Source organism: Moraxella bovoculi 237, assembly GCF_000696305.2.
Classification (GTDB): Bacteria; Pseudomonadota; Gammaproteobacteria; order Pseudomonadales; family Moraxellaceae; genus Moraxella; species Moraxella bovoculi.
This window is the reverse complement of the sequence record NZ_AOMT01000010.1, coordinates 1-24291: the sequence shown is the minus strand read 5'-3', so window position 1 is coordinate 24291 and position 24291 is coordinate 1. Positions and strand designations below refer to the sequence as shown.

Here is a 24291-nt window from a genome sequence, read left to right as displayed (position 1 = left end):
TAAATCAAACAATATCACTGCTTGTTATTATATTGCAATTGTGTGGATGACGCTTATTTTTATTGCTTGCTAAGACTCATCATTCTTGGTAAGATAATCTTAACCACAGAATAATTCTTATGTGGTGAATTTCGTCATTATGACACCAAACTCAAAGGAGAATTCTATGTTTCCAGAATACCGCGAACTAATCACCAAACTAAAAACTAATAACGACCTACATTTCGTTAAACTATTCGACGAGCATAACGAACTTGATGAAGAAATCACCAACCTAGAGAACGACCCAGTTGCTGCAGCCAGCCGCGCTGAAGAAATCGAAGGTCTAAAACGCAAAAAACTTGCCCTAAAAGACGAACTATATCAGTATCTACTGACCAAAGCATAATTGTAAGATTATTCGCTTTAAAAACACAAGTCTTTTGGGCTTGTGTTTTTTATATATTAGCAAACAAAAAACCACCCAAGATTGGATGGTTTTTAAGATTAGCTTAGAGCTTAGATTTTACCAACTAGGTCTAGGCTTGGCTTCAAGGTCTCTTGACCTGCTTCCCATGCTGCTGGGCAAACTTCACCGTCGTTTTCACGAACGTATTGAGCTGCTTTTACTTTACGGATCATGTCTTTAGCAGAACGGCCGATGCCTAGGTCGTGGATCTCAGCTACTTTGATGAAGCCGTCTGGATCTACTAGGAAAGTACCACGTAGTGCTGCGTGCTCGTCTTCGATCATGATGTTAAAGCCACGAGTGATTTTACCAGTACCATCACCTAGCATTGGGTATTTTACTTTACCGATTGCAGGAGATGAATCGTGCCATGCTTTGTGTACGAAGTGGCTGTCAGTAGATACTGCATATACTTCTACGCCAAGACCTTTTAGCTCTTCGTAGTGATCAGCCATGTCTTCAAGTTCAGTTGGGCACACGAAAGTGAAGTCGTGTGGGTAGAACATGAAGATAGACCATTTGCCTTTGGTGTCTTGTGTAGAGATGGTTTTGAACTCACCGTTTACAAATGCTTCGGTGGTAAATTCAGGAATCTGTTGGTTGATGATTGCGGTCATAATTACACCTATATGTTAATGGATGGAAATTGTACAGCTGGACGATAAACCCTTGCCCAAAACTGCCCTACCCGTCTATCATAACAAAAATACCGCTTTTATACATTTAAAACTTTTAATTATCCTGTTTTGTTTTATAAAACTTAGGTGTAAAATAGGGGTCATAATTTTATGTTTGAATTGGGATAACTTTTATGATTACTTTACGTCAGTTGGAATTCGCTCTGGCGGTCGCCAAACACAAGCACTTTAAGCGTGCCGCCGAAGAATGCAATATCTCACAGTCTGCATTAAGCCTTGGCATTGCCGAGCTTGAGAAACAGCTTGACACACAGATCTTTGAGCGTAATAACAAACAAGTACTCATCACCCCAATCGGCGAAGAGATTCTAGACAGAGCGCAGCGCGTTTTTAGCGAGATCAGCGATTTGGTCACGCGCGCGCACAATCATCAGACGCCACTTGCCTACCCGATGACGATCGGCATCATCCCAACTGTCGCGCCTTACCTAATGCCCAAGGTGCTGCCTACCCTAAAGAAAAGCTATCCCAACTTTGAGCTGTCCATCACTGAAAAACAAACCGAGCGCCTCATCGATCAGGTACGCTACGGACACATTGACACCGCCATCATCGCCCTGCCATACCCCGTGGAAGGTCTGCACACCTTTGAATTTTGGGCGGAAGATTTTTTTGCGATTTTCCCAAAAGGGGATGAACACGACAGCTCCAAGCACATCACCAGTGGCGAGCTATCTAAGACTAACTTACTGTTACTGGGTGAAGGTCACTGCTTGACCGATCAAGTACTGTCTGTATGCCAAATGAACAAGAGCGAGATCAAGTCAGGATTCTCTGATGCCAGCCTCAACACCATCATTCAGATGGCGCTGTCTGGCATGGGGACGACGCTCGTGCCTAAGATGGCACTTGATCAGCTATCGACCATCCATGACCTAACTTCTGTACCACTGTCAGAACCCGGGCCACATCGTCGACTGGCATTCATCACACGCCTTAACTACGCACGCGTTGATGATGTGCGCATTCTAAGCGAGGTCTTCCATCAAGCCATGACAGAAGACGCCAAAAAGCACAGATAACCGCCCTTACAAGCTTTCATCACGCGCTTTTAGAAGGTCATGCCATTTTTTATAATCTGGCATGGCTTTTTTGACTTCCGCCCAAAATAATGGGCTGTGATTGGCATGAATGAGATGGCAAAGCTCATGCACGAACACATATTCGGTGCATTCATAGGGATATGCCGCCAAATATACCGACAGCCACACTCTACCTTCACGAGTATTACATGTACCCCAGCGAGTTTTCATTTTCTTTAAGCGCACTTCTCTGGCGACCCTACCGACGATGGGTTGCCATTTGGCAATCAAATCAGGCAACCGAGAAGATAACGCCTGCCGATAAATTCGTAAAATCTGACTTTCATCAGCGGGCAAATCCACACTCTCACCCCATAATCTTCGCTCATAAGCATGGCGAAAATGCGCTTTTTGTTGTAGTTTATGATGCGCCTGAAACACCCAAGACAACCGCGCTCGAACCGCCTCTATGACAGCACGCTCAGATGCCCATCTTGGCACGCTGACATGACATTCGCCCGCTTTCATGCGAAAGTTAATGTTCTTTACTGATTTTTTGGTGATGCTTAGAACGATTCCTTGTTCGGCAAAGTCTTGGTGTAGTCTTAATAACTGCTCTGATCGCATGAGCGTATTTACTCTTTGGGATAAATAAGTCATTATAGCAGTCTCATCATCCGCATAAAAATTAAATCAACACAAAAAAACAGGCTGGATAATCCAACCTGTTTTTGAATGATCAACGCTAAAAATTAACGAAGTTCTTGTGGTGCGTTGATGGTTAGCTCTACGCGGCGGTTTTGAGAACGACCTGACTCGTTCGCGTTGCTTGCGATAGGCTGAGTTTGACCATAGCCTACTATTCTGGTGCGGTATGCTGGTACACCACGAGATACCAGGTAGTCAGATACTGCTGCCGCACGACGTTGTGAAAGTGCTTGGTTATAAGATGCAGCACCTGTGCTGTCAGTGTGACCTGCCACGACGATGGTGGTTTGATCATACTGGATCATTGTTTGTGCCAATTGGTTTAGGCTGTTATAAAATGAGGAATTGATGGTTGCATCATCATGAGCGAACGTGATGTTGCCTGGCATTACTAAGTTGATGTTACCTTGTGAGTCTTGACGTACTTCAACGCCAGTACCTGCCATTTGTTGTTCGATTTGCTTAGCTTGGCGACCCATGTACGCACCAACGCCTGCGCCCAATACTGCGCCGATCGCTGCGTCACGACCAGTCTTCTCACCGCCAGTCGCTTTAGAGATGGCAGCACCACCTAGTGCGCCTGCCAATGCGCCGATACCGGCTTTTTTGGTTTGATCGTTGACAACTGGACCGCCAGTGGTCGCACAGCCTGTGATAACCATGCTAGATGCCAATGCTGTTACAGCAAGTAGTTTGATTTTCATGTTAAACTCCCTAAGTCTTTTATAAAATTTAAAATTTTTGAAGTTATCTCAAGCAGATTAGGTGATTAATTCGCTTGCTTTGATTGTATTATGAATGAAAAAACTTGCTTGTCTGTTGTAAGTGTGTATCTCATCAGTGTACTTTTGATTAGCTTTCTTGAAAGATTCACCGTAATTTTAGGAGATTTTTACCGAAATTCCCTAAAGCTGCCCAACAAGTAGCGAAAATCGCAATATTTTTCACCAGAATTAATAATCTACCTTTCAAATTTTGGTCGTTTGGAAACAAATGTTGGGTAATATTGTATCAAAATTTTTCAAAAATTAGATTTCAATGGATTTTTTCGGACAAATTTACCGTTTTTTTATCAAAATTTGATAAAATGCGTTTAAATTTTTGAATTTCGCAGAATTTTTCATATTTTGTTACACAATTTGTAACACCTGCGCAATTTAGAACCTCTTTTATTGATTAAAAATAAGATTTTTAGGATCAGTCATGAGCGCAAATTCTCGTAAGACCTTGCCTTTTTTTCAAAAATTACACGAAACCAAGCCGAAACTTGCCCAAAAACTCTCCTTTGCAATCGGCACAGGCAGCATCGCAGCCAATAGCTTAGCATTGTCAGCACCACTTTACACGGCCGGACTTGCTAAGATGTTCGGCAAATCAAAGCGCGCCGACAAAGTGGTCATCGGCATGGCAGATTATTGGATTCGCTCGAATAATTTCATGATTGATAAGGTATTGCCCACCAAAGACTGGCGCATCAGCCTGCCTGAAAACCTAAACCCAAATGGCAAATATCTGCTCATCTGCAACCATCAATCATGGGTGGACACGAGCGTCATTCAGTACGCCAGCGAAGGTCGCCTGCCGATCACGCGTTTTTTTGCCAAGCATGAGCTGATATACATCCCTGTTGTGGGTCAGACGTTTTATTTTTTGGACTTTCCGATGATGAAACGCCATTCAAAAGAGCAAATCGCCAAAAACCCAGAGCTTGCTAGACGCGACTTAGACGAAGCAAGACGCGCGTGCGGACTGCTCGCTGACAAGCCTTTTGTGTTACTCAACTATCTAGAAGGCACGCGCTTCACCAAAGCCAAACACGCCGCCCAAAAATCACCTTATAAGCACCTACTAAAACCAAAAGCAGGTGGTTTTGCACTTGCCATCAGCAGCCTTGGTAAGCAAATAGATGGCATCTTAGACATGACGCTCGTCTATCCTGATGGCGCGCCTAAATACAGTGATCTTTGGCAGGGCAAACTTACCCGTCTGGGCGTCGACATTCGCCACATCAAGATGGAAAACGACCTATTTAACGCCCTAAAAAATGGTGAATACGACAGCAATGATGACGTAAAAGTCAAACTGTTCTCATGGCTGGATGAGATTTGGCAAGCCAAAGATGCTCGCATCGATGAGATGCTGGCTGAATTTGACCAAGCGCCATAATAACAGCCCAATACTTTTAATTTACGATAATTCTATGCGACAAACACCCGACCTAGACGAGCTAAGCATCCCACAATCTCACGAAGTACCTAATGACGTCGTGCCTTTATTTGGCAGTGATTCAGACGATCATCAGCCAAGCAAACTTAAAATCGGCTACGACATCCTGATGCTCGGTCTTCTCGTGGTGGACTTGACACTAATCTTTATAGATAACATTCTGATGAGTGCGCTCGTCGAGAAGCTCGCAGAATGGATGAACTTTGGCGCACCTTTGCAGGTGTACCAAGACCAGTATCATGAGACGCTTGCGGCAGTTGGAGGTATGTTTACGCTACTGTGGGTGGCAGAGCTTACGGTACGCTGGTTGCTTGCCATCGTGAACCACACTTATCATCGATGGTTTTTCTTTCCTTTTTTGCATTGGTATGAAGTGTTGGCGTGTTTCCCTGCCTTGCGTGCGCTCAGACTGCTCCGCGCTGGCATCATCATTAAGCGCCTGCACGAAGTGGGCATCAAGGTCATTCCACAGCGTTGGATCAATTCAGCCAGATTCTACTATGGCGTAATTTTAGAAGAACTGTCAGATCGAGTGATTCTAACCGCCACCGACAACATCCGCGAACAAATCAAACGCTCCAAGACTCACGACAAGCTCATCCAAGACACCATCGACAAAAACCGTGATGCCTTTGAAAATGCCATACTCGAGCTTCTACGCGCAGAACTTAGCCCAAAGCTAAGCTTAGCTTTTAACAATCAAGTTGGCGAACAGCTCTCATCTGACATCGGGACTGCGGTTGAGCGCGCACTCATTGACACCCCAGAGCTCAAAAAATACCTAAAACTCATCCCGATCGCAGGCAATCTCATCGAAAATCAAATCACCACCATTGGCAAGAACATCGGGGAGAATGTCACCACTTCGGTGAATTCGCACCTGTTCGATGATAAGACGTTAGATGCGCTCATGGTACAGATCGCCAAAGGCGTGGCAAGCATCAACACCGATCGCCCAGCACTCCAAAAACTCGTTGCTAATGTGGTCGAAGATGCGCTGAGTGCGTTTGAACAACAAATTAAAGCTCAGCAATGGAAACACAGCGCACAAATCAAAGCAGCGGTATCAGAACATCAATAGCCTAAGGCTAACTGCGATAGATATTGTTGGAAATTCAAGCAATTAAAGAAAAGCGGTGTTCTTTCGACACCAAAAAAATGCTACAATCTTAGCGTTTTATTTTATTTCATTGAGACGGTTTATTATCATGAGTAAAGCCATTCAGTTATTCGGCAAGATGCTGACCTTCAGCCGAATCAAAATCACCACAGATAATCTAGGCGACATTCAGGCTGAATTGACCGATGCATTGTCAGGTAATTCAGCAACCGCGAACATCCCCGTCGTGATCGACAGCGATGTCAATCTAGACCTAGAAGTACTGCTGGACACCTTGTGGCAGCTTGGTTTGCAGCCGATTGGCGTGGTCGATGGCGCACTCAACACCCAAGCCAAACAACTTCGCCTTGCCATCCTGCCTCCTGATGGCAAACGACTTGAACGCATCCAAGCCAAAGAAGATCGTCCTGTCAAGTCTGCGGTGATTAATAAGCCTGACAGCAACTCCAACAACAATACCAACACAGTCGTCGGCACACCAGTACAGGCACCCGCCTACCAGCCTCAGCCAAGCAGTACCTATGCACAGATGGTGCGCTCAGGTCAGAGTATTCATCACTTCGGTGGCGACCTCACCATCATCGGCGGGGTGAATCAAGGCGCTGAAGCCATCACTGACAGCAACCTGCACATCTATGGTCGCGGACTGGGTCGATTGGTGGCGGGTGCGACAGGCGATAAGGACGCTCGTATCTTCTGCCAGAAATTCAACCCAACATTGGTGTCTGTCGCAGGCACTTACTGCCTATCAGAAGACATCCCAAGCGAGATGATCGATGAGGCGGTACAAGTCAGTTATGACGAAAAAGAAGGCTTAGTATTTACCAAAATTGATACCTAATTGTCATTTTTATTTAAAAAAATAAAAACCTGTTTATTTTTTATCAATTTACTGATGAAACTACTTATAATTTTTCGCAAAATTATTCATAAATTGGTAAAATATGTTATGCTTATTAAATAATTTTTTGATAAATTTGCATTTGTTTTATTTATTAGCATAACTTAATAGATAAAATGATTGTATTTAACTAAGGAGTGCCATTGTGGCAAAAATCATCGTAGTAACTTCAGGTAAAGGCGGTGTTGGCAAGACCACCACGAGCGCATCTTTTGGTGCAGGCCTGGCCAAGCGTGGCTATAAGACTGTCATCATCGACTTTGATGTGGGCTTGCGTAATCTTGACCTTATCATGGGCTGTGAGAACCGCATCGTATATGACTTTGTTGATGTTATTAGTGGCAATGCCAAACTGACCCAAGCATTGGTTAAAGACAAGCAATTAGAGAATCTGTACATTCTGCCTGCTTCACAGACTCGTGACAAAGACGCACTGACTGACGAAGGCGTTGCTGCTGTTATGAAAGAGCTGGCAGAAGACTTAGCATTTGACTTCATCATCTGTGACAGTCCAGCAGGTATTGAGCGTGGCGCACAGCTTGCCATGTATCATGCGGACGAAGCCCTAATTGTCACCAATCCAGAAGTATCTAGCGTACGTGACTCTGACCGCATCATCGGCATCCTACAGTCTCGCACCAAGAGAGTCGAGGAAGGCGGCAGCGTACGTGAACACCTGGTGATCACTCGCTACAACCCAGAGCGCGCCGCTCAAGGCGAGATGATGGACATCGACACCATCGCGAACGAGATTCTACGCGTGCCGTTGATTGGTGTGATCCCAGAGAGTAACGCTGTGCTAGAAGCATCTAACCACGGTCAGCCTGTGATTCACTACCCTGAATCAGCAGCAGGTCAGTGCTATGATGACATCGTTGCACGTTTCTTGGGTGAAGAGCGCCCACTGCGCCACCTAGACGTGAAGAAAAAAGGCTTCTTTGCAAAACTGTTCGGAGGCTAATATGAAAAAAGGATTCTGGGCATCCCTATTTGGGGGTAATGACACACCTAGCAGCGCAGACATCGCCAAAGACCGCCTAAAGGTCATTGTGGCAAGCTCTGATCGCCTAAATACTCGCCTAACAGCTGATCGTATCGAGCAGATGAAGCGCGAGATCCTAGAAGTGGTCAATAAATATGTCAACGGCGTACAAATAGACAATGTTAACATCAACCATCACCACGAAGATCATATTGACATGCTTGAGATGAGCATCAGCCTACCTGATCGCAAATAATATCTCACAACAAAAACACCCAAATTTGATTTGGGTGTTTTTTGTTGTCTAAGGGCATATCAGCGCATTCTGGCGATGAGATTATCCTTGACGAGAAATTGATGATACAACGCCGCACCGATATGCGCCACGATTAGCAGCCACATCGCCGTCCAGATAAATTCAGTATGCCAAAGGTTCATGAGTTTTGACATATCACGATCCACGCCAACGATCATCGGCAGCTCAAATAGCCCAAATACACTCACGCCGCGACCGCCATACATTGACATCAGTGCGCCTGTGATTGGCATGGCAAGCATCACCACATATAATGCCAGATGCACCAAATGCGCAACCAACGTCTGAAATGCAGGTGCTGGTACGGGCGCTGGCGCTTTGGTGACAAAGCGGGTAATGATGCGAAGAATTGTCCAAATCAAGAAGCTAGCTCCGATGGATTTATGCACGCCAATAAAATCATCGCCTTGGTTAATGGTGATGAATGCTGCCAAGATCAGCAACGCCCCCACCCAATGAAAGATACGCACGGCAAGTGCATATTTTTGTACAGGTTGCACAGAACTGGCGTTAAGCTTGTGATGTGCAGAACTCATAAAATCTCCCACGTTAAATTAAACACCTTTGTAGCCTAACGGATTACTCAAAAAAATCCATGAGTTTTTCGTTTATTATTTCGCCAGTCGTCTCTCATTTTCAAAAAATCTCATTTTTTATAAAAAAACATGCTAAGATAATCCAAAATTCCATGTCTTACCAATCATCATGCGTGCTATTTATTGTTTACCTTATTTCTTTGCATTACTCATCGGCTGCCAAGACATGGGCAGCGCGGATTTGGCAGAACATCTGGACAATAAAATCGACAACCGTGATGAATCCGCCGCCAAAAAGCGCGACCAACTCCTACAAGACGACATCACCGCCCACCCCGTACGCTTCGACGGTGAAGAGGTTATTCTCAATGGCATACATCTATCCTCGGTCAAGATGTCGCGCTATCAGCCCAGTTTTGGCTTACAAGGCATCATCGCACCCATCCAAAGAACCAATCTCGTTCAGCCGATCGACATCACAGTGGTTGATGTTCTTGTCAAATCAGGTGACGCTGTCAAAAAAGGCGACATACTCGCTCATCTTCAACCAGCGCCAATACATACGATCAATGAAGAGGCGGAACAAGAGCAAGACAGTCGCGCATCAAAAGATGAGCAAATCATCACACTGACCGCGCCTTTTAGTGGGGTGGTGGATAATTTACGCCTAAATACTGGCATGACCATCAGAGCCAACACACCTCTACTAACCCTCGTTGATGAATCAAAATATCAGTTCATCAGCCGTCTGCCCGCCTACCTAAAACCACATCTAAAAATCGGAAAAACCGTCGACATCAGCGTTGACGATGCGCCATTTAGCGGACAAATCGCTCACGTGACCAAAAGCCCAGAATCATTCAGCACGATTGATGTCAGCGTTGAAATCTCACCAAAAAAAGACAGCGCCAACAGACTCAACTCAGGACAATTCGCCAAAGGCATCGTGGAATACGGTCAGATTAGCGTTGGCGCACTCGTGCCTAAGTTTGCCATCGTTGATGACAACTTATCACCGCTTGATCTAACCAAGCTCCACGCCCCACCCCACAAGCCGCAAGCGCCCATCGCCGCGAATATCTGGGTGGTCAAGCAAGATGCCAGCCTTACGCTGTCGCGCGTGCACATCATCGAATACCTGCCAGAATCGCGCAGATTCTTGGCATCAGGCATCACCGAAGACAGCTTAATTGTCTTGGTCGAACTACCGATGCAAGCCGATGGCAAGCGCGTGGTCGTCGATTAATACACGATAATGCGAATTGTTACTGACAATTTTCAAAAGCCGCTTAGTTTTACGCGATTCTTGGAAAATTTACGCAAATTTTCATAAAAAGGGTTATTTGCTACAAATTAACACTTGTCAAGCCAAGCAAACATTGGCAAGATATACACACTAGATTTTAATTTAATTTTTGAAATAGCTTACTTAACTAGGATAATCCATGAATAAACAAATTTTACTTATCGAAGACGATCCAGATTTGGCAGAATTAATCAGCGACTACCTGTCAATGAACTATTATGAAGTACATCACGCCGCCACAGGCCAAGGCGGACTTGACCTGCTAGATGCCAAAGAACGCGACATCAGCTTAATCGTGCTAGACTTGATGCTGCCTGACATGGATGGCATGCAAGTCTGCCAAAAAGTTCGTGGCTCTAAGAACCTACACATCAATAAAGTGCCAATTGTCATGCTCACCGCCAAAGGTGATACCACTGACCGCGTGTTAGGCCTTGAGATGGGTGCTGATGATTATATCTCTAAGCCATTTGAGCCGCGTGAATTGCTTGCGCGTATTCGTGCGGTACTTCGCCGTCACGAGACGCCAAACCAAGCCGACCTACACTCTGGCAGTCTAACATTTGGTCGCTTAACTGTATTTCCTGACAGCCACGAAGTGACCATCGATGATAAGATCGTACGTCTGACCACGCACCAATTCCAGCTACTGCATTACTTTGCAACCCATGCTGGCAAGGTGCTAAATCGCGAACAACTTTGGCAAGCCATGCCAAACGATGACAGCTCAGAGAATATAGATCGTGCCATCGACGTGCACATCTCACGTCTGCGCGCACTCATCGAAGACAACCCGCGTCAGCCTAAACGCATCATCACCGTGCGCGGTGTGGGTTACCAGTTCGCGACCGACCAAGTATAGGTCTGTCCGATAAAAGACCATCGCCATGATGGTCTTTTTTATGTGATTTTTAAAGTTTATGAAGCAATTTCAATTCGCCCCAAACTCTGTTTTCGCTCGCTTATTTATTAGCGTTTTTTTGGCAATTGTGGCTTTTGCCATTGCCATGATTGTCCTGTCTCAGCTTGTGCATAACAACTCCGACAGCGTACGATCGCGCGCCATTGCCGAGCAGATCGTCACACAGATTGACCCTTTGGTGACCCAAGCTGAAGCCCTAACCAAAGAAAACGAACTACTAAAAGCACGTTTCATCTTAGCCGTGGTCAAAAAAAGCTTTGACATCTTTGATGAAAGCCTAAATGCCAAAATCGGTCTGTACAGCCCCACAGGAGAGCTCATCCTGCAGACCGAGAACAGCGATCTACCTCCAAAGCTTATCGGAGAACGCACGTGGATTGACAATGTCGCCCCTGGGATATTCTCTCCTGCGCACCACCACATCACCATCAAGAACAGCGCAGGCTATCAGGTGTGGTATGAAAGCCGTATCCTACCAAAAGAACGTCCATTCTCTCGTCTGCTAAACCTATTTACAGGTACACTCCTATTAATCATCATGATGGCGGCGGTGCTGTGGTGGATTGCACGCAATATCACAAGGCGAATCAATCAGATGAGCCAAGAGATGGACAAGCTGGGTAATGGCGATTTTAGTGTGCGCGTGAATGAAGGCGGCAATGATGAGATTGCAGCATTGGCACGCGGTTTCAATCAATCCGCCAAAAAAATCGAACAGCTCATCAACGCCAATAACCTTCTGCTTGCTCATGCATCGCACGAATTTCGCACGCCCATCACGCGCATTCGATTGCAGATTGAGATGATGGACATGCTCGCCCATAAGCTAAATGATAATGATAAGGCAAAGTTTGAAAAACGCGCCGCAGCCATCAATCGAGATCTGACAGGGCTTGATGATCTGGTCGAGAGCATTCTGTTGGTGTCGCGCCTTGATGCGGGTCATGCCCTGCAAGCTGCCGAACAGGTTGATCTGTATGATCTGGTGCGCACAGAGTGTCAGCATTACCCCGAGGTGACTCTGACCGCCGAAGCCATGACCATCATCGCGCAGCCCAAGCTACTCACCCATCTGGTAAGAAATCTTCTAAATAACGCCATGATTCATGGTGTGCCGCCCATTGAAGTCTATCTGTACGAAGCGGCGGATTTATCAAGCGCGCAGAACATTCCAGATAATCTTACCCAGATTACCCCTGAGATTAATAGCGAAACAACCAAGCCAGCCAAGAAACCTTTGCTGCGTTTCTCTCGCCAAAAAGACGCACCACCAAAAGAAGCAGACTTTGCGGTGCTTGCCTTTATCGATCAGGGCGGTGGCATTCCAGAAGATAAGCGCAAAGACATCTTTAGCCCCTTTGTGCGCCTAAAGCAGGAGAAAAAAGGTTCAGGTCTTGGTCTATCCCTAGTGTCCCAAATTGTAGAAGCCCATGGCGGACACATTAGCACAGACACATGGCAAGGCAAGACTCGATTTTTAGTTGTGCTGCCCATCAAAGGCAAAGATGCCACAAAAGACGCTCAGAACACAACCAAGTCATAAATCATTTGCAAGCCCAAATAAAAAGCCATCACGATGATGGCTTTTTATTTCTTTGCTTTGTGTTATTTCTTGGCATCGAACATTAAGCGCGCCGCCTCAAAGATATAAGCTTCTTCTTCAGGCAATTTTGGGCGCTCATGCTCTTTCATTGCGCCGCGCTCTTCAGCCAAGGCATCGACGCTTGCTTGATAGGTTGCCCAATCAGTATAAGGCGTCTCACCCATTGCCTGACGACGCGCATTCTCAGCTCTTAATGTCAAAGCTTCAATTTCTTTGGCTTTGGCTCGGCGCTTATCGATGTTCACAGCGACAGATTTTTTATCATCATCAAGTGCACGGATGGCATTGAGCTCGCTTAGGTATCTAAACTGCACGTCTTGATCTTGGCGCACCTTGGATTCTTTGGTTAGGCGCTCAATTAACGCTTGGCTGTATTTACCCTCAGGAGTATATTGAGTAGTTGCAATGGTATCCCACTCAAGTGGATTCTTGTATTCGCGTTCGCCAAATTCAATGCCCTCATAGATATTCACCAACGGAATGTCTGGCACGACGCCTTTATTCTGAGTACTGCCGCCATTGATGCGGTAGAATTTCCGCTGGGTAATCGCTGCTGTACCAAGCGCCAGATCGTCGCGTCGCGCCTGAGCTGAGCCCTTACCTGTGGTGGTGCTACCCACCACCAGACCGCGTCCATAGTCTTGGATCGCCGCGGAGAAAATCTCTGACGCCGATGCTGAACCTAAATTAATCAACACAGACATATCGCCTGCATATAGCTGACGACCGCCGTCTTTATCGGCGTAGATCTGGACGTTGCCGCGGTTATCTCGAATCTGCACCAGTGGGCCTTCTTTGATGAATAAGCCCATCATCTTGGCAACTTCATCCAGTGAACCACCAGGGTTGTTGCGCAGATCAACCACAAGCCCATCGATGTTCTCTTGATTTAAGGCTTTTAGGGCTTTTTCGGTATCAATGCTGACCGAACGATAATTATCAGCACTTAGGCCACTGCGTCGCGCCTGAAAATTAAGATAAAAACTTGGAATCTCTAACACGCCAACGCGCTTGACGCCGCCCTCATACGGCATCTCAACGATACGATGATGCACCCCTGATTCATCTTGCTTGATGACATCACGCAAGATGGTGACGTTGCGCGCTGAGCTGTCAGGCGTATTCGGCTGCTTGACCTTAATAGTGACGGTTGTGCCTTTTGCGCCGCGGATGAGTGCCACTATCTCACGCGTGCTAAAGCCGATGGTATCCACCATCTCTTCACCATCTTGAGCCACGCCTAGGATGAGATCATTGGCACGGATCTGACCTGTTTTTTGGGCAGGGCCACCATCGACCAAGCTGATGATACGCGTATAATCAGGGTTCTTACGATCGGGGCGAATGGATACACCAATGCCCTCTAACTGTAGATTCGACTGAATCTGCATTTCGTTCGCCTGCACTGGCGCGTAGTAGTTGCTGTGCGGATCGTATGCCATCATCGCTGCATTTAGCACGCTTTCCATGATTTCATCATCTTTTAGGCGCGCCAACTGCTGCTGCTGACGATTGATACGATTTAATAAAATCTCGTTCGGCGTACGCTTCTCACCTTTAACCAAATCCTGACCACGAGACAGTTCAGGATTATCAATAAATGCCTTATCCTTAGCTTTATCATCTTCTTGGTTTAAGGTGATGTTAATCAGTGCATAAGTGGTTTGATTTTGCCAATAGCGTAGCTGTTCTTCTTTGCTGGCGAAACGTGGCGCTTCTTCGCGATCTAGAATGATGGACTCATTCGTGCGAAGGTCAACATCTTTTGCCAGCATCTCTTTGGCGGTATCATAGTATTCATTGGCGCGCGTGCGATAACGCTCAAAAATCTCAATACCTGCTGTCAGATCGCCACGTTTTAGGCGCTCAGCATAGGTGTCGCCGTATTTTGCCATGAATTCATCCACGTCCGACTGTAGCAGTAGAGTGCGTGATGCATCTAAATTATCAAAGTAAGTTTCAAGGATTTTTTTGCCCATTTCGCGGTCTAGTGGCTGATCTAGATAATGCGCACGATCGAGCAACAACGACACCTGACGGGCGGTGACTTTTTGTTCGACATTTGGCTCAAAGCCTTGTTTGTCCGAAGCTGTCGCCACAGTGCTGACGCTCTGAGCAAGCAGCACACCCACCACAGCGGTCGCCACACCCGACAATAAAAATTGCTGTTTCATAATATATTCCAATGTTATTATCAATCGGTGAAATTAAGAAAAATTCGCATTATCTTACCATACTCAACCTTGCTTGTGTGATGGTTTTTGTGAGTAAATTTCTACCGATTGATACATTTGTCCAAATTCATCGTATAATAAGCAAATTTATTTCACTACACTAAGGTAAGTTATGGCAACTGGCATCATCATGGCAGACATGGATGGTCTGACCCTAACCGACGACGATAAGGACTTCTTAGCAAATGACGCATTGGGCGGCGTGATTTTATTTAAGCGTAACGTGGCAGACCCTACCCAAGTGCGCGCCTTAACTGACAGCATGAGAGCCATCAATCCCAATCTTATCATCAGCGCCGACCAAGAAGGCGGCCGAGTGGCGCGCTTTCGCGATGGTTTTACACCCCTGCCTGCGATGGGACGACTCGGAGAGATTTATGATGACAATCAAGAGCTTGCCTTATCGCTCGCCTATGATACAGGCTACCTAATGGCGTGCGAGGTACTCGCGGTGGGCGTGGATATCAGCTTTGCGCCTGTCATGGACATTGATGGTTGCAGTCTGGTTATTGGTGATCGCGCCTTTCATGCCAACCCAGAGGCTGTCACCGCTCTATCAGCGCTCTTTATCGATGGTATGAATGATGCAGGCATGAAAGCCACCGGCAAGCACTTCCCGGGTCACGGCTCCATCGCCCCTGACTCGCACGTCTCGGACGCGGTGGATGAGCGCACCCTCGACGAAATATGGACCTGCGACCTCATCACCTTCAAAAATAACTTATCAAAACTCGATGCACTCATGCCTGCGCATGTGATATTTAGCCAAATCGATGACAAGCCAGCAGGCTTCTCAAAAGTCTGGCTACAAGACATTCTAAGACAGCAATTAGGCTATGATGGCGTGCTATTCTCAGACGACCTATCAATGAAAGCTGCTCATGTCGCAGGCGATGTCACCGCTCGCGTCAAGTCCGCCATCGAAGCGGGCTGCGACATGGTGCTGGTCTGCAATAACCGTGATGATGCCATGCGCGCGGTAGAATTTGCCAAGACCATGCCTGAGGTGGTAAACCGATTCAGCAAAATGAAAAGCATCATCCCAACATGGCAAGGCGATCTCATCAGCACCTGCCAAGCCTTCGCGCATTACAACACTGCCAAAGACAACGTCATGAAGGCGTTCTTTGGTGAGGCGATCACCGCCAAGGATGGTAAAGACCCTACCAACTACAGCACGAATTCATAAAGGCTTATCATGCATCATATTTTTGGTCACACTTCTCCTGATACCGATGCGTTCGCCTCTGCGTTCGCGTTCGCTCATTGGTTAAATGCTCAAGACATCGCCGCCACACCCTATCGACTTGGCGTGCCAAACCTTGAGACGAAGTTTGTGCTGGATTATCTTTGGCAGCATTATTCTGATGAATTAGCTGGTTTGACACCTGAGATTTTGCCTTACTTAGATCCCAATCAGCCCTTAAGCACATTAAGCCTGGGCGACTTGATTGGCTTGACCGATCATAATGAACCTGCTCAATCGATTGCGCATTTGGCAGACTTTGATATAAGATACATCATCGATCATCATAAGCTAGGCATATCAACGCCTACACCCGCCTACGTTCGCATCTACCCTGTGGGCTGCACCTGCACGATCCTGTATGAGATGTTCATCCAAAAGTCCATCACCATCACACCCTTGCTGGCGACGTTCATGCTGTCTGCGATTCTATCAGACACCCTAAACTTAAACAGCCCCACCACCACAGATGATGATCGCATGGTGGCAGCAGAGCTACTTGCTATCGCCAACATGAGCGAATCGCAAAAGGATGATTTCGCCCAAGCCATGTTCTTAGCAAAAAGTGACGTCAGCCATCTATCTGCCCGCGACATCCTACTGATGGATTACAAAGAATATCAATTCGGCACGAGCAAATGGGGCATCGCAGGGATCGAGACCATGAATCTGCCTCAAATCATCGGACGAATGGACGATCTCATCACGACCGCCCAAACCCTAAAACAAGAAAAGCAACTTGACCACCTGATGATAGCCATCGTGGACATCGCACAGCGAACAGGCTATGCCATCGCTTACGATGATACTCAAAATACCATCTTATCCAAGGCATTTAACACCGCCGCCCAAGACGGTCTATTTAGCCTAACAGGCATCGTCAGCCGCAAAAAGCAAATCGTCCCCGCTCTTGAGGTATATCACAACTAGACGGAAAACCCATGTTCGGCATCACAGACCTGACTGCTTATCTCATCGGCGTGATTATCATCATTACCTTGCCTAGCGCCAACAGTCTGTACTGTCTATCGGTGGCAGCATCTCGTGGCAAAAGAGCCGGCGGACAGACCATGTCAAGAATCTTGGTGGGTGATACAATACTGATACTGGCGACCGTGTTCGGAGCGGGGACACTACTAAAGCTCTACCCCAGCACGTTTGATGTCATCAAGCTTATTGGCGGCTGTTATTTGGCATACCTTGGGATACGCCTAATCATCGGGGCTTATCACACATTTAAGAACAGGCATCTCATCGCCAATCAAAGCTTTAACCCACCAAAAGTAGCAAATCAAAACTACTTTCACCGATTGTTGTCGCTCAGCCTGACCAACCCTAAGGCAATTTTGTTTTTCTTGTCGTTTTTTTGTGCAGTTTGTTAGTCCGACTTACGATAAGCCGTTTTTGACGTTTTTTGTATTAGCAGTGATTTTGCAACTTGTCAGCTTTTTGTATTTGCTGCTGTTGGTATTTAGTGGCAAAAACTGGCAGATATATTCGGATCTCGTCCGTTCATTATGACGCTCGCCATGTTTGGCGTGGGGTGTTTATTTGTTGGTTTTAGGATGAATTTGTGGTTGGTAAGGTTGTGATTAAGCTTACTACTTAACGAGAAATAACCTACATTTAAACCAAAAACCCCAAACCTAAGTTTGGGGTTTTGTTAGCTATTTAGGTAACTTATATCAGTCGCCTTGATAGCCTTTAAGTTTCAATCTTGCCTTGTGCAGCAATGGCTCAGTGTAGCCAGACGGCTGTGTCGCGCCTTTGAAGATTAGGTCAGCAGCAGCATTAAAGGCGATGTTATTATCAAAGTCATCCGCCATCGGACGATACGCAGGATCGCTTGCGTTTTGCTCATCCACAACTTTCGCCATGCGTTTTAAAACTTCCATCACCTCATCAGACGTTACGACGCCGTGAGCCAACCAGTTGGCAACGTGCTGCGACGAGATACGCAAGGTCGCACGGTCTTCCATCAGGCCGACGTTATTGATGTCAGGCACTTTTGAACAGCCCACACCCAAATCAACCCAGCGCACAACATAGCCCAAGATGCCTTGACAATTATTCTCAAGCTCACGACGCTTCTCATCTGCTGTCCAGTTCGTATCGGTGGCAAGTGGAATGGTCAGAAGATCATCAAGGCTTGGCGTGGCAAGCTTGGCAAGCTCTTCTTGACGATTCATAACATTACACTGATGGTAATGGATAGCATGAATTACCGCACCGCTAGGTGATGGTACCCAAGCACAGTTCGCGCCAGCTTGTGGGTGTTCGATCTTAGCGCGGTACATGTCAGCCAACTCGTCAGGTTTTGGCCACATGCCTTTACCGATTTGCGCTTTGCCGCGAAGCCCTGCTTTTAGACCGATAGACACGTTGCGCTCTTCGTAGGCACCGAACCAAGTTTGACCTTTTACGTCGCCCTTACGCACAAATGCGCCTGCATGCATGGCGGTGTGAATCTCATCGCCCGTTCTATCCATGAAGCCTGTGTTAATAAAGATGGTGCGCTCTGGTGCTTTTTCGATACAGTTTTTAAGGTTGGCAGACGTTCTACGCTCTTCGTCCATGATGCCCATTTTTAGGCTGTTCTTAGGCAGGCCGATTACTTGCTCGGCACGCTCGAACAGCTCTACTGCAAATGCCACTTCATCAGAGCCATGCATTTTTGGCTTCACAATGTACATCGAACCTGTGCGAGAGTTGCGCAGCGTGTTCTCACCACGGATGTCCACGGCAGTCAGCATTGGCGTGACAAGCGCATCCATGATACCCTCAAAAATCTCTTCGCCATTCACCAAAATCGCAGGGTTCGTCATCAGGTGACCCACGTTACGAAGCAACATGACCGAACGACCGTGTAGCTTCTGAGTGTTGCCCGACAAATCGGTATAAGTACGATCAGCGTTTAGTGTGCGAGTGATGGTTTTGCCATTTTTTTCTAGAGTTTCAGATAAATCACCCTTCATTAGACCTAGCCAGTTGCGATAGCCTTCTACTTTCTCTTCAGCATCGACAGCGGCAACTGAGTCTTCTAAGTCCTGAATCGTGGTAACGGCCGATTCTAGAACGACATCCTTAACACCTGCTTTGTCGTCTTTACCGATCGGGCTATTTGGATCGATTTGGATGATGACGTGTAGGCCGTTATTTTTTAGGATAATTTCGGTTGGCTCGTCAGTCGCGCCATTAAAACCAGCAAGTTTATTGTCTTTTAATGTGGTCTTGGTATCGCCTAATGATACTGATAGCTGACCATCTTTGATGGTGTAAGCGGTCGCGTCTGCGTGTGAGCCACTTTGTAGCGGGAATGTCTCATCTAAGAAATTCTTAGCGAATTCAACGACTTTGGCGCCGCGCACAGGGTTGTAGCCTTTGCCTTTCTCTGCGCCATTCTCTTCTGAAATCACGTCAAAGCCATACAAAGCATCATACAAGCTGCCCCAACGAGCGTTAGCAGCGTTCAATGCATAACGTGCGTTACGCACAGGCACAACAAGCTGAGCGCCTGCGATGGTCGCAATCTCATCATCCACATTCTGCGTGGTGATCTCAAAGTCAGCAACTTCAGGCTCAAGATAACCAATCTTAGTCAAGAAATTCTTATAGGCACCAAGCTCATAGGGATTATTCTTGTGCCAGTCATCGATCTTGGCTTGTAGCTCTTCACGGCGAGCAAGTAGTGCTTTGTTTTTTGGGGTTAGGTCAAGAACAACTTGTTCAAAGTTTTTCCAATAAGTGTCGCTGTCAAGCTTAGCAGCTGGCAAAGCCTCATTCTCAATAAAATCAAATAGAATCTTATCGATGGCAAGAGCGCCTTTGGTAATACGAGTAGTAGCCATAATTTTATCCTTAAAATCAAAATTTAAACAAAAACGGTGTTCTACCTTGACAGCAGAACACCGTTTGGATTAGTCATTTAGACAGCGAATGATTAGCCGCCAAATTGGTTCATGGTGTTCTTGCTCGCATCGCCAGCTTTAAGAGCATTCTCACCAGAGAAGATCTCTTTGTGGTCGTCGCCGATGTCAGAACCAGCCATTGCTTGGTGTTTCACGCAAGCGATACCGCCGCGGATTTCTTTACGTTGTACGCCTGCTACGTATGCCAACATGCCTTCATCACCGAAGTAACCTTGTGCTAGCTCGTGAGTAGATAGAGCTGCGGTGTGGTAAGTTGGTAGTGTGATTAGGTGGTGGAATACACCTGCTTCACGAGCTGCGTCTGCTTGGAAAGTACGGATTTTTTCGTCAGCGTCACGAGCCAACTCTGAATCGTCGTACTGTGCGTCCATTAGCTTAGCACGGTCGTAGCCTGATACATCTTTACCTTCAGCAACCCAGCGATCGTACGCTTGTTGACGGAAGTTGATGGTCCAGTTGAATGATGGTGAGTTGTTGTAAACCAATTTTGCATCTGGAACTTGCTTTTTGATGTCGTTTACGAAGCTTGCGATGCCTGCTACGTCTGGCGTTGGAGTTTCGATCCAGATCATGTCAGCGCCGTTTTGTAGCGAAGTTACGCAGTCAAGTACAACGCGGTCGTGCTGAGTGCCTTCGCGAAACTGATATAGACCAGAGGCTAGGCGAGTTGGGCGGTGTAGCTTGCCGTCACGCTTGATTAGGATTTCGTCTTCTTTCGCATCAGCGATGTCGATTTCAGTAGTTTCTAGGTAGCTGATGTACTTAGAAGCTAGGTCGCCTGGCTCACGAGATACTGGGATTTTTTGAGTTAGGTCAGCACCTTCTGAGTCAGTACGTGCTACGATAACACCTTCGTCAACGCCTAGTTCTAGGAACGCGTAACGTACTGCGTTGATCTTAGCTAGGAAGTCTTCGTGTGGCACAGTTACTTTGCCAGCTTGGTGACCACACTGCTTAGCGTCAGATACTTGGTTTTCGATTTGGATTGCACATGCACCCGCTTCAATCATTTGCTTGGTTAGTAGGTAAGTCGCCTCTTCGTTACCAAAACCTGCGTCGATGTCAGCGATGATTGGCACAACGTGAGTTTCGAAGTTGTCGATTTGGCTTTCGATTTCTTTAACTTTTGCGCTGTCGCCAGCTTCTTCAGCCTTTTGAAGGGCACGGAATAGATCGTTTAGCTCTTTTGCGTCAGCTTGACGTAGGAAAGTGTAGATCTCTTCGATTAGCTTAGGCACAGCGGTTTTTTCGTGCATAGATTGGTCAGGTAATGGACCGAATTCTGAACGAAGTGCAGCAACCATCCAGCCTGATAGGTAGATGTAACGCTTGTTGGTAGTGCCGAAGTATTTTTTGTTAGCAATCATTTTTTGCTGAGCGATGAAACCGTGCCAGCAGCCTAGTGATTGAGTGTATTTGGTGTTGTCAGCATCATACTCTGCCATGTCTTTACGCATGATGGCAGCGGTGTATTTAGCAATGTCAAGACCTGTTTTGAAGCGGTTTTGAACAATCATACGAGCAGCGTCTTCTGGACGGATAGCGTCCCAAGTGCCACCCAATTTTTCTTTAACACTGCGAACGTGTTCTAAAGCTGATTGATAAGTCATGATAGTCTCCTAGATTCCATGGTGGATTGTCATCAGTACAGCGCCCGCTGCACTAACCAAATCACTGCCTATACCGATGGGTAATTAGTTGCCTGCGATTCTTAAAATACAGAATACCCAAAAGTTTTGCGTTTATCCAATAGGCGACCATAATGTTCGGTATTTTAAAAATAAATGATAGACCAATTTTCATTACATCAAATGATGATTATTCAATCATATTTTTGTGCAACTTCATGAAAATTCAAAATATTTATCAAAATTTCTCATGTGTCAGTTATGTGAAAACCCACAAAAACCATCAAAATACTCCCTAAAATTTTTAAGAAATTAACCCCAAATTAACCTAAATTTGTAACAATTTATCTTAAAAAATCGCCATTTCTGCCAAAAAACCCACTTTTATGCTAAAATTTTTGCATATTTTTGATCTGTTTTATAAATGAATCCGCCAGATTATTTGATACCCTATTTGACCGCCGAAGGTTCATTGACCGCCCTGCTAGAAGCAAAGTCAGGGCAGTCTTTGCGCGTGCAAGTCATCAAAGAAGGCTATCAAGCCATTGATTTATGTCATAAAAAATTACTAAACTTACCTTCTCATCGCCCTGCCTTGGCTTGGGTGCGTGAAGTGCTGTTATTCGGCAGCAGCGAATCTGCATGGGTGCGCGCCAAGAGCGTCTTTCCTGTGAATAGCCTAGTTGGTGATGCCAAGCGCTTACGCCACCTAAAACGCACCCCCATCGGCTATGTGATGTTCAAAAAGAACCGCAAACTACCCTATGATCGGTATATTTTTTGTTATGATGGGCGGTATGGTCGGGCAACCGTCTATGACTGGCACGGTCGAAAGCTATTAATCGAAGAGCATTTTTTGGATGCATTTCATCAATAAAAATACAAAGTCTATTTGCTGCTGATTGATATGCAAATGTATGATACCGATATCATCAATATGGTATGAATTTTATCGCTAGATTGACGCTCAAAAGCGGTAAACGGCTGTGTTATTTTTGGCAAATTATGATACACTAATGGGGATTTTTTTATTCCCCACACTTTAAAAGGTATATCCATGTTTAAAGACATCTCGCTACACGCTTACGACCCAGAACTTGCCGCTGCCATCGATGCTGAAAGTCAGCGCCAAGAAGATCACATTGAGCTGATCGCATCAGAAAACTACTGCTCTCCTGCTGTTATGGAAGCTCAAGGTTCATCACTGACCAACAAATACGCCGAAGGCTACCCAGGTAAGCGCTACTACGGCGGATGTGAACACGTGGACGTGATCGAGCAGATCGCCATCGACCGCGCCAAAGAGCTGTTCGGTGCAGACTACGCGAATGTACAGCCTCACGCGGGCTCTAGCGCGAACGCTGCGGTGTATCTTGCACTACTAGAAGCAGGCGATACCGTTCTTGGCATGAGCCTGGCTCACGGTGGTCACCTAACTCACGGTGCCAGCGTATCATTCTCAGGCAAGACCTATAATGCCGTGCATTATGGCATCGATGATAATGGCTTGATCGATTATGATGAAGTGGCGCGTCTGGCTCGTGAGCATAAGCCAAAGATGATCATCGCAGGCTTCTCAGCTTATTCACAAGTCATGGATTGGCAAAAATTCCGCGACATCGCAGACGAAGTAGGCGCATACCTATTCGTTGACATGGCGCACGTGGCAGGCCTGGTAGCCGCTGGTGTATATCCAAGCCCCATTCAAATCGCTGACGTCGTCACTACCACAACCCATAAGACCCTACGCGGTCCGCGTTCAGGTCTAATCCTGGCCAAAGCCAACGAAGAGATCGAAAAGAAACTAAACTCAGCGGTATTCCCCGGCTCGCAAGGCGGTCCACTCATGCACGCCATCGCCGCAAAAGCTGTCTGCTTCAAAGAAGCGATGTCACCAGAGTTCAAAGAATACCAACAACAAGTCGTCAAAAACGCACAAGCCATGGCGCAGACCATCGTCGATCGTGGCTATGACGTGGTATCAGGCGGCACCCAAAACCACCTAATGCTGATCAGCCTAATCAAGCAAGGCATCACAGGCAAAGAAGCGGACAAATGGCTTGGCGATGCTCACATCACCGTGAACAAAAACTCTGTGCCAAACGACCCTAAATCACCATTCGTGACCTCAGGCATCCGTCTAGGCACGCCTGCTGTTACTTCGCGCGGCTTCAAAGAAGCTGAGTGCGTTGAGCTGGCAGGTTGGATCTGCGACATCCTAGATGCCAAAGGTGACGAGAAAGTATTGGCAGAAGTTCGCGAGAAAGTCACAGAAGTATGCAAACGCCTACCTGTGTACCAAAAATCAAAAACCAAAGAGCTGTTCACCAAAATCAGCTCAATGATCGACGAGCAAGCCGATCATGAATTCGTACACACCGCCAAAGAAAAATTCGGCGACCTATATGAAAAAGCCATGCAAAAAATCAACAAGGCTTAATCACTAAACTCAATCCAATAAAAANA

The 24291-nt window shown here is 46.4% G+C and carries 22 protein-coding genes; 15 read left to right on the top strand and 7 right to left on the bottom strand.

Going from position 1 to position 24291, the window contains the following annotated elements:
• The first annotated feature begins 166 nt into the window (after nucleotides 1-166).
• On the top strand, nucleotides 167-388 hold the full coding sequence (locus tag MBO_RS03060; protein ID WP_036363512.1) for a YdcH family protein: 222 nt from the start codon (nucleotides 167-169) through the stop codon (nucleotides 386-388).
• Nucleotides 389-498: 110 nt separating this feature from the next.
• Here the strand turns inward: MBO_RS03060 and ahpC are convergent, their stop codons facing one another.
• The gene (gene ahpC, locus MBO_RS03055; protein ID WP_036363509.1) at nucleotides 499-1065 is read right to left on the bottom strand and encodes an alkyl hydroperoxide reductase subunit C; all 567 of its coding nucleotides are present in this window, start codon (nucleotides 1063-1065) and stop codon (nucleotides 499-501) included.
• Between the two features lie 194 nt (nucleotides 1066-1259).
• Here ahpC and MBO_RS03050 point away from each other — a divergent pair, with 194 nt between their 5' ends.
• Complete coding sequence (locus MBO_RS03050; protein WP_036363506.1) at nucleotides 1260-2168, top strand: hydrogen peroxide-inducible genes activator; 909 nt, start codon at nucleotides 1260-1262, stop codon at nucleotides 2166-2168.
• A 6-nt stretch (nucleotides 2169-2174) separates the two neighbouring features.
• Here MBO_RS03050 and MBO_RS03045 read toward each other — a convergent pair whose 3' ends face one another.
• Both MBO_RS03045 and MBO_RS03040 read right to left on the bottom strand, forming a co-directional pair.
• The gene (locus MBO_RS03045; RefSeq protein ID WP_227712656.1) at nucleotides 2175-2828 is read right to left on the bottom strand and encodes a M48 family metallopeptidase; all 654 of its coding nucleotides are present in this window, start codon (nucleotides 2826-2828) and stop codon (nucleotides 2175-2177) included.
• Between the two features lie 92 nt (nucleotides 2829-2920).
• Nucleotides 2921-3580 carry an OmpA family protein gene (locus MBO_RS03040; protein WP_036363500.1) on the bottom strand — a complete coding sequence of 220 codons (660 nt, stop codon included), beginning with the start codon at nucleotides 3578-3580 and terminating at the stop codon, nucleotides 2921-2923.
• A gap of 499 nt (nucleotides 3581-4079) precedes the next feature.
• Here MBO_RS03040 and MBO_RS03035 point away from each other — a divergent pair, with 499 nt between their 5' ends.
• The 5 genes from MBO_RS03035 (at nucleotide 4080) to minE (ending at nucleotide 8361) form a co-directional block, all read left to right on the top strand.
• The gene (locus tag MBO_RS03035) at nucleotides 4080-5042 is read left to right on the top strand and encodes an acyltransferase (protein ID WP_036363497.1); all 963 of its coding nucleotides are present in this window, start codon (nucleotides 4080-4082) and stop codon (nucleotides 5040-5042) included.
• A gap of 34 nt (nucleotides 5043-5076) precedes the next feature.
• A complete protein-coding gene (locus MBO_RS03030; protein WP_152545090.1) occupies nucleotides 5077-6183 on the top strand; it encodes a hypothetical protein in 1107 nt (368 codons plus the stop codon).
• Between the two features lie 127 nt (nucleotides 6184-6310).
• Complete coding sequence (gene minC, locus MBO_RS03025; protein ID WP_036363494.1) at nucleotides 6311-7063, top strand: septum site-determining protein MinC; 753 nt, start codon at nucleotides 6311-6313, stop codon at nucleotides 7061-7063.
• Nucleotides 7064-7268: 205 nt separating this feature from the next.
• Nucleotides 7269-8084 (top strand): septum site-determining protein MinD, encoded by an 816-nt coding sequence (gene minD, locus MBO_RS03020; RefSeq protein ID WP_036363491.1) that lies wholly within the window; start codon nucleotides 7269-7271, stop codon nucleotides 8082-8084.
• Nucleotide 8085: 1 nt separating this feature from the next.
• A complete protein-coding gene (minE, locus tag MBO_RS03015; RefSeq protein WP_036363487.1) occupies nucleotides 8086-8361 on the top strand; it encodes a cell division topological specificity factor MinE in 276 nt (91 codons plus the stop codon).
• Between the two features lie 59 nt (nucleotides 8362-8420).
• Here the strand turns inward: minE and MBO_RS03010 are convergent, their stop codons facing one another.
• Nucleotides 8421-8957, bottom strand: coding sequence for a cytochrome b (locus MBO_RS03010; RefSeq protein ID WP_080702173.1), 537 nt, complete (start codon nucleotides 8955-8957; stop codon nucleotides 8421-8423).
• A gap of 169 nt (nucleotides 8958-9126) precedes the next feature.
• On the opposite strand from MBO_RS03010, the gene MBO_RS03005 reads away from it, so the two are divergent.
• The 3 genes from MBO_RS03005 to MBO_RS02995 all read left to right on the top strand — a co-directional run bounded on the left by MBO_RS03005 (nucleotide 9127) and on the right by MBO_RS02995 (nucleotide 12728).
• Nucleotides 9127-10203, top strand: coding sequence for an efflux RND transporter periplasmic adaptor subunit (locus tag MBO_RS03005; protein WP_036363484.1), 1077 nt, complete (start codon nucleotides 9127-9129; stop codon nucleotides 10201-10203).
• 199 nt (nucleotides 10204-10402) lie between these two features.
• Entirely contained in the window at nucleotides 10403-11125 is a 723-nt protein-coding gene (locus MBO_RS03000) for a response regulator transcription factor (RefSeq protein WP_036363481.1), read from the top strand.
• 58 nt (nucleotides 11126-11183) lie between these two features.
• Nucleotides 11184-12728 carry a sensor histidine kinase gene (locus MBO_RS02995; protein ID WP_052585269.1) on the top strand — a complete coding sequence of 515 codons (1545 nt, stop codon included), beginning with the start codon at nucleotides 11184-11186 and terminating at the stop codon, nucleotides 12726-12728.
• Nucleotides 12729-12790: 62 nt separating this feature from the next.
• Here the strand turns inward: MBO_RS02995 and MBO_RS02990 are convergent, their stop codons facing one another.
• A complete protein-coding gene (locus tag MBO_RS02990; protein WP_036363570.1) occupies nucleotides 12791-14965 on the bottom strand; it encodes a carboxy terminal-processing peptidase in 2175 nt (724 codons plus the stop codon).
• 169 nt (nucleotides 14966-15134) lie between these two features.
• Here MBO_RS02990 and nagZ point away from each other — a divergent pair, with 169 nt between their 5' ends.
• From nagZ to MBO_RS02975, 3 genes are read left to right on the top strand one after another with little or no spacing between them, the layout of a single operon-like run.
• Nucleotides 15135-16211: a beta-N-acetylhexosaminidase gene (nagZ, locus tag MBO_RS02985; protein WP_036363478.1), complete on the top strand. Its 1077-nt coding sequence runs from the start codon at nucleotides 15135-15137 to the stop codon at nucleotides 16209-16211.
• A gap of 9 nt (nucleotides 16212-16220) precedes the next feature.
• Nucleotides 16221-17198: a manganese-dependent inorganic pyrophosphatase gene (locus MBO_RS02980; protein WP_036363475.1), complete on the top strand. Its 978-nt coding sequence runs from the start codon at nucleotides 16221-16223 to the stop codon at nucleotides 17196-17198.
• Nucleotides 17199-17209: 11 nt separating this feature from the next.
• Entirely contained in the window at nucleotides 17210-17650 is a 441-nt protein-coding gene (locus MBO_RS02975) for a LysE family transporter (protein ID WP_227712655.1), read from the top strand.
• A 303-nt stretch (nucleotides 17651-17953) separates the two neighbouring features.
• Here the strand turns inward: MBO_RS02975 and MBO_RS02970 are convergent, their stop codons facing one another.
• Nucleotides 17954-20116, bottom strand: a complete 2163-nt coding sequence (locus MBO_RS02970) for a malate synthase G (RefSeq protein ID WP_036363473.1) — start codon at nucleotides 20114-20116, stop codon at nucleotides 17954-17956.
• A 92-nt stretch (nucleotides 20117-20208) separates the two neighbouring features.
• Nucleotides 20209-21810 (bottom strand): isocitrate lyase, encoded by a 1602-nt coding sequence (locus MBO_RS02965; RefSeq protein WP_036363470.1) that lies wholly within the window; start codon nucleotides 21808-21810, stop codon nucleotides 20209-20211.
• Nucleotides 21811-22249: 439 nt separating this feature from the next.
• Here MBO_RS02965 and MBO_RS02960 point away from each other — a divergent pair, with 439 nt between their 5' ends.
• Both MBO_RS02960 and glyA read left to right on the top strand, forming a co-directional pair.
• Nucleotides 22250-22702, top strand: a complete 453-nt coding sequence (locus tag MBO_RS02960) for a chorismate--pyruvate lyase family protein (RefSeq protein WP_036363467.1) — start codon at nucleotides 22250-22252, stop codon at nucleotides 22700-22702.
• Between the two features lie 180 nt (nucleotides 22703-22882).
• Nucleotides 22883-24265 (top strand): serine hydroxymethyltransferase, encoded by a 1383-nt coding sequence (glyA, locus tag MBO_RS02955; RefSeq protein ID WP_036363464.1) that lies wholly within the window; start codon nucleotides 22883-22885, stop codon nucleotides 24263-24265.
• Nucleotides 24266-24291: the final 26 nt, after the last annotated feature.

Bases quoted from the DNA above. Each gene is read 5' to 3' on its own strand.
- MBO_RS03060 (WP_036363512.1), top strand. From the start codon at position 167: ATGTTTCCAGAATACCGCGAACTAATCACCAAACTAAAAACTAATAAC.
- ahpC (WP_036363509.1), bottom strand. From the start codon at position 1,065: ATGACCGCAATCATCAACCAACAGATTCCTGAATTTACCACCGAAGCA.
- MBO_RS03050 (WP_036363506.1), top strand. From the start codon at position 1,260: ATGATTACTTTACGTCAGTTGGAATTCGCTCTGGCGGTCGCCAAACAC.
- MBO_RS03045 (WP_227712656.1), bottom strand. From the start codon at position 2,828: ATGACTTATTTATCCCAAAGAGTAAATACGCTCATGCGATCAGAGCAG.
- MBO_RS03040 (WP_036363500.1), bottom strand. From the start codon at position 3,580: ATGAAAATCAAACTACTTGCTGTAACAGCATTGGCATCTAGCATGGTT.
- MBO_RS03035 (WP_036363497.1), top strand. From the start codon at position 4,080: ATGAGCGCAAATTCTCGTAAGACCTTGCCTTTTTTTCAAAAATTACAC.
- MBO_RS03030 (WP_152545090.1), top strand. From the start codon at position 5,077: ATGCGACAAACACCCGACCTAGACGAGCTAAGCATCCCACAATCTCAC.
- minC (WP_036363494.1), top strand. From the start codon at position 6,311: ATGAGTAAAGCCATTCAGTTATTCGGCAAGATGCTGACCTTCAGCCGA.
- minE (WP_036363487.1), top strand. From the start codon at position 8,086: ATGAAAAAAGGATTCTGGGCATCCCTATTTGGGGGTAATGACACACCT.
- MBO_RS03010 (WP_080702173.1), bottom strand. From the start codon at position 8,957: ATGAGTTCTGCACATCACAAGCTTAACGCCAGTTCTGTGCAACCTGTA.
- MBO_RS03005 (WP_036363484.1), top strand. From the start codon at position 9,127: ATGCGTGCTATTTATTGTTTACCTTATTTCTTTGCATTACTCATCGGC.
- MBO_RS03000 (WP_036363481.1), top strand. From the start codon at position 10,403: ATGAATAAACAAATTTTACTTATCGAAGACGATCCAGATTTGGCAGAA.
- MBO_RS02995 (WP_052585269.1), top strand. From the start codon at position 11,184: ATGAAGCAATTTCAATTCGCCCCAAACTCTGTTTTCGCTCGCTTATTT.
- nagZ (WP_036363478.1), top strand. From the start codon at position 15,135: ATGGCAACTGGCATCATCATGGCAGACATGGATGGTCTGACCCTAACC.
- MBO_RS02980 (WP_036363475.1), top strand. From the start codon at position 16,221: ATGCATCATATTTTTGGTCACACTTCTCCTGATACCGATGCGTTCGCC.
- MBO_RS02975 (WP_227712655.1), top strand. From the start codon at position 17,210: ATGTTCGGCATCACAGACCTGACTGCTTATCTCATCGGCGTGATTATC.
- MBO_RS02970 (WP_036363473.1), bottom strand. From the start codon at position 20,116: ATGGCTACTACTCGTATTACCAAAGGCGCTCTTGCCATCGATAAGATT.
- MBO_RS02960 (WP_036363467.1), top strand. From the start codon at position 22,250: ATGAATCCGCCAGATTATTTGATACCCTATTTGACCGCCGAAGGTTCA.
- glyA (WP_036363464.1), top strand. From the start codon at position 22,883: ATGTTTAAAGACATCTCGCTACACGCTTACGACCCAGAACTTGCCGCT.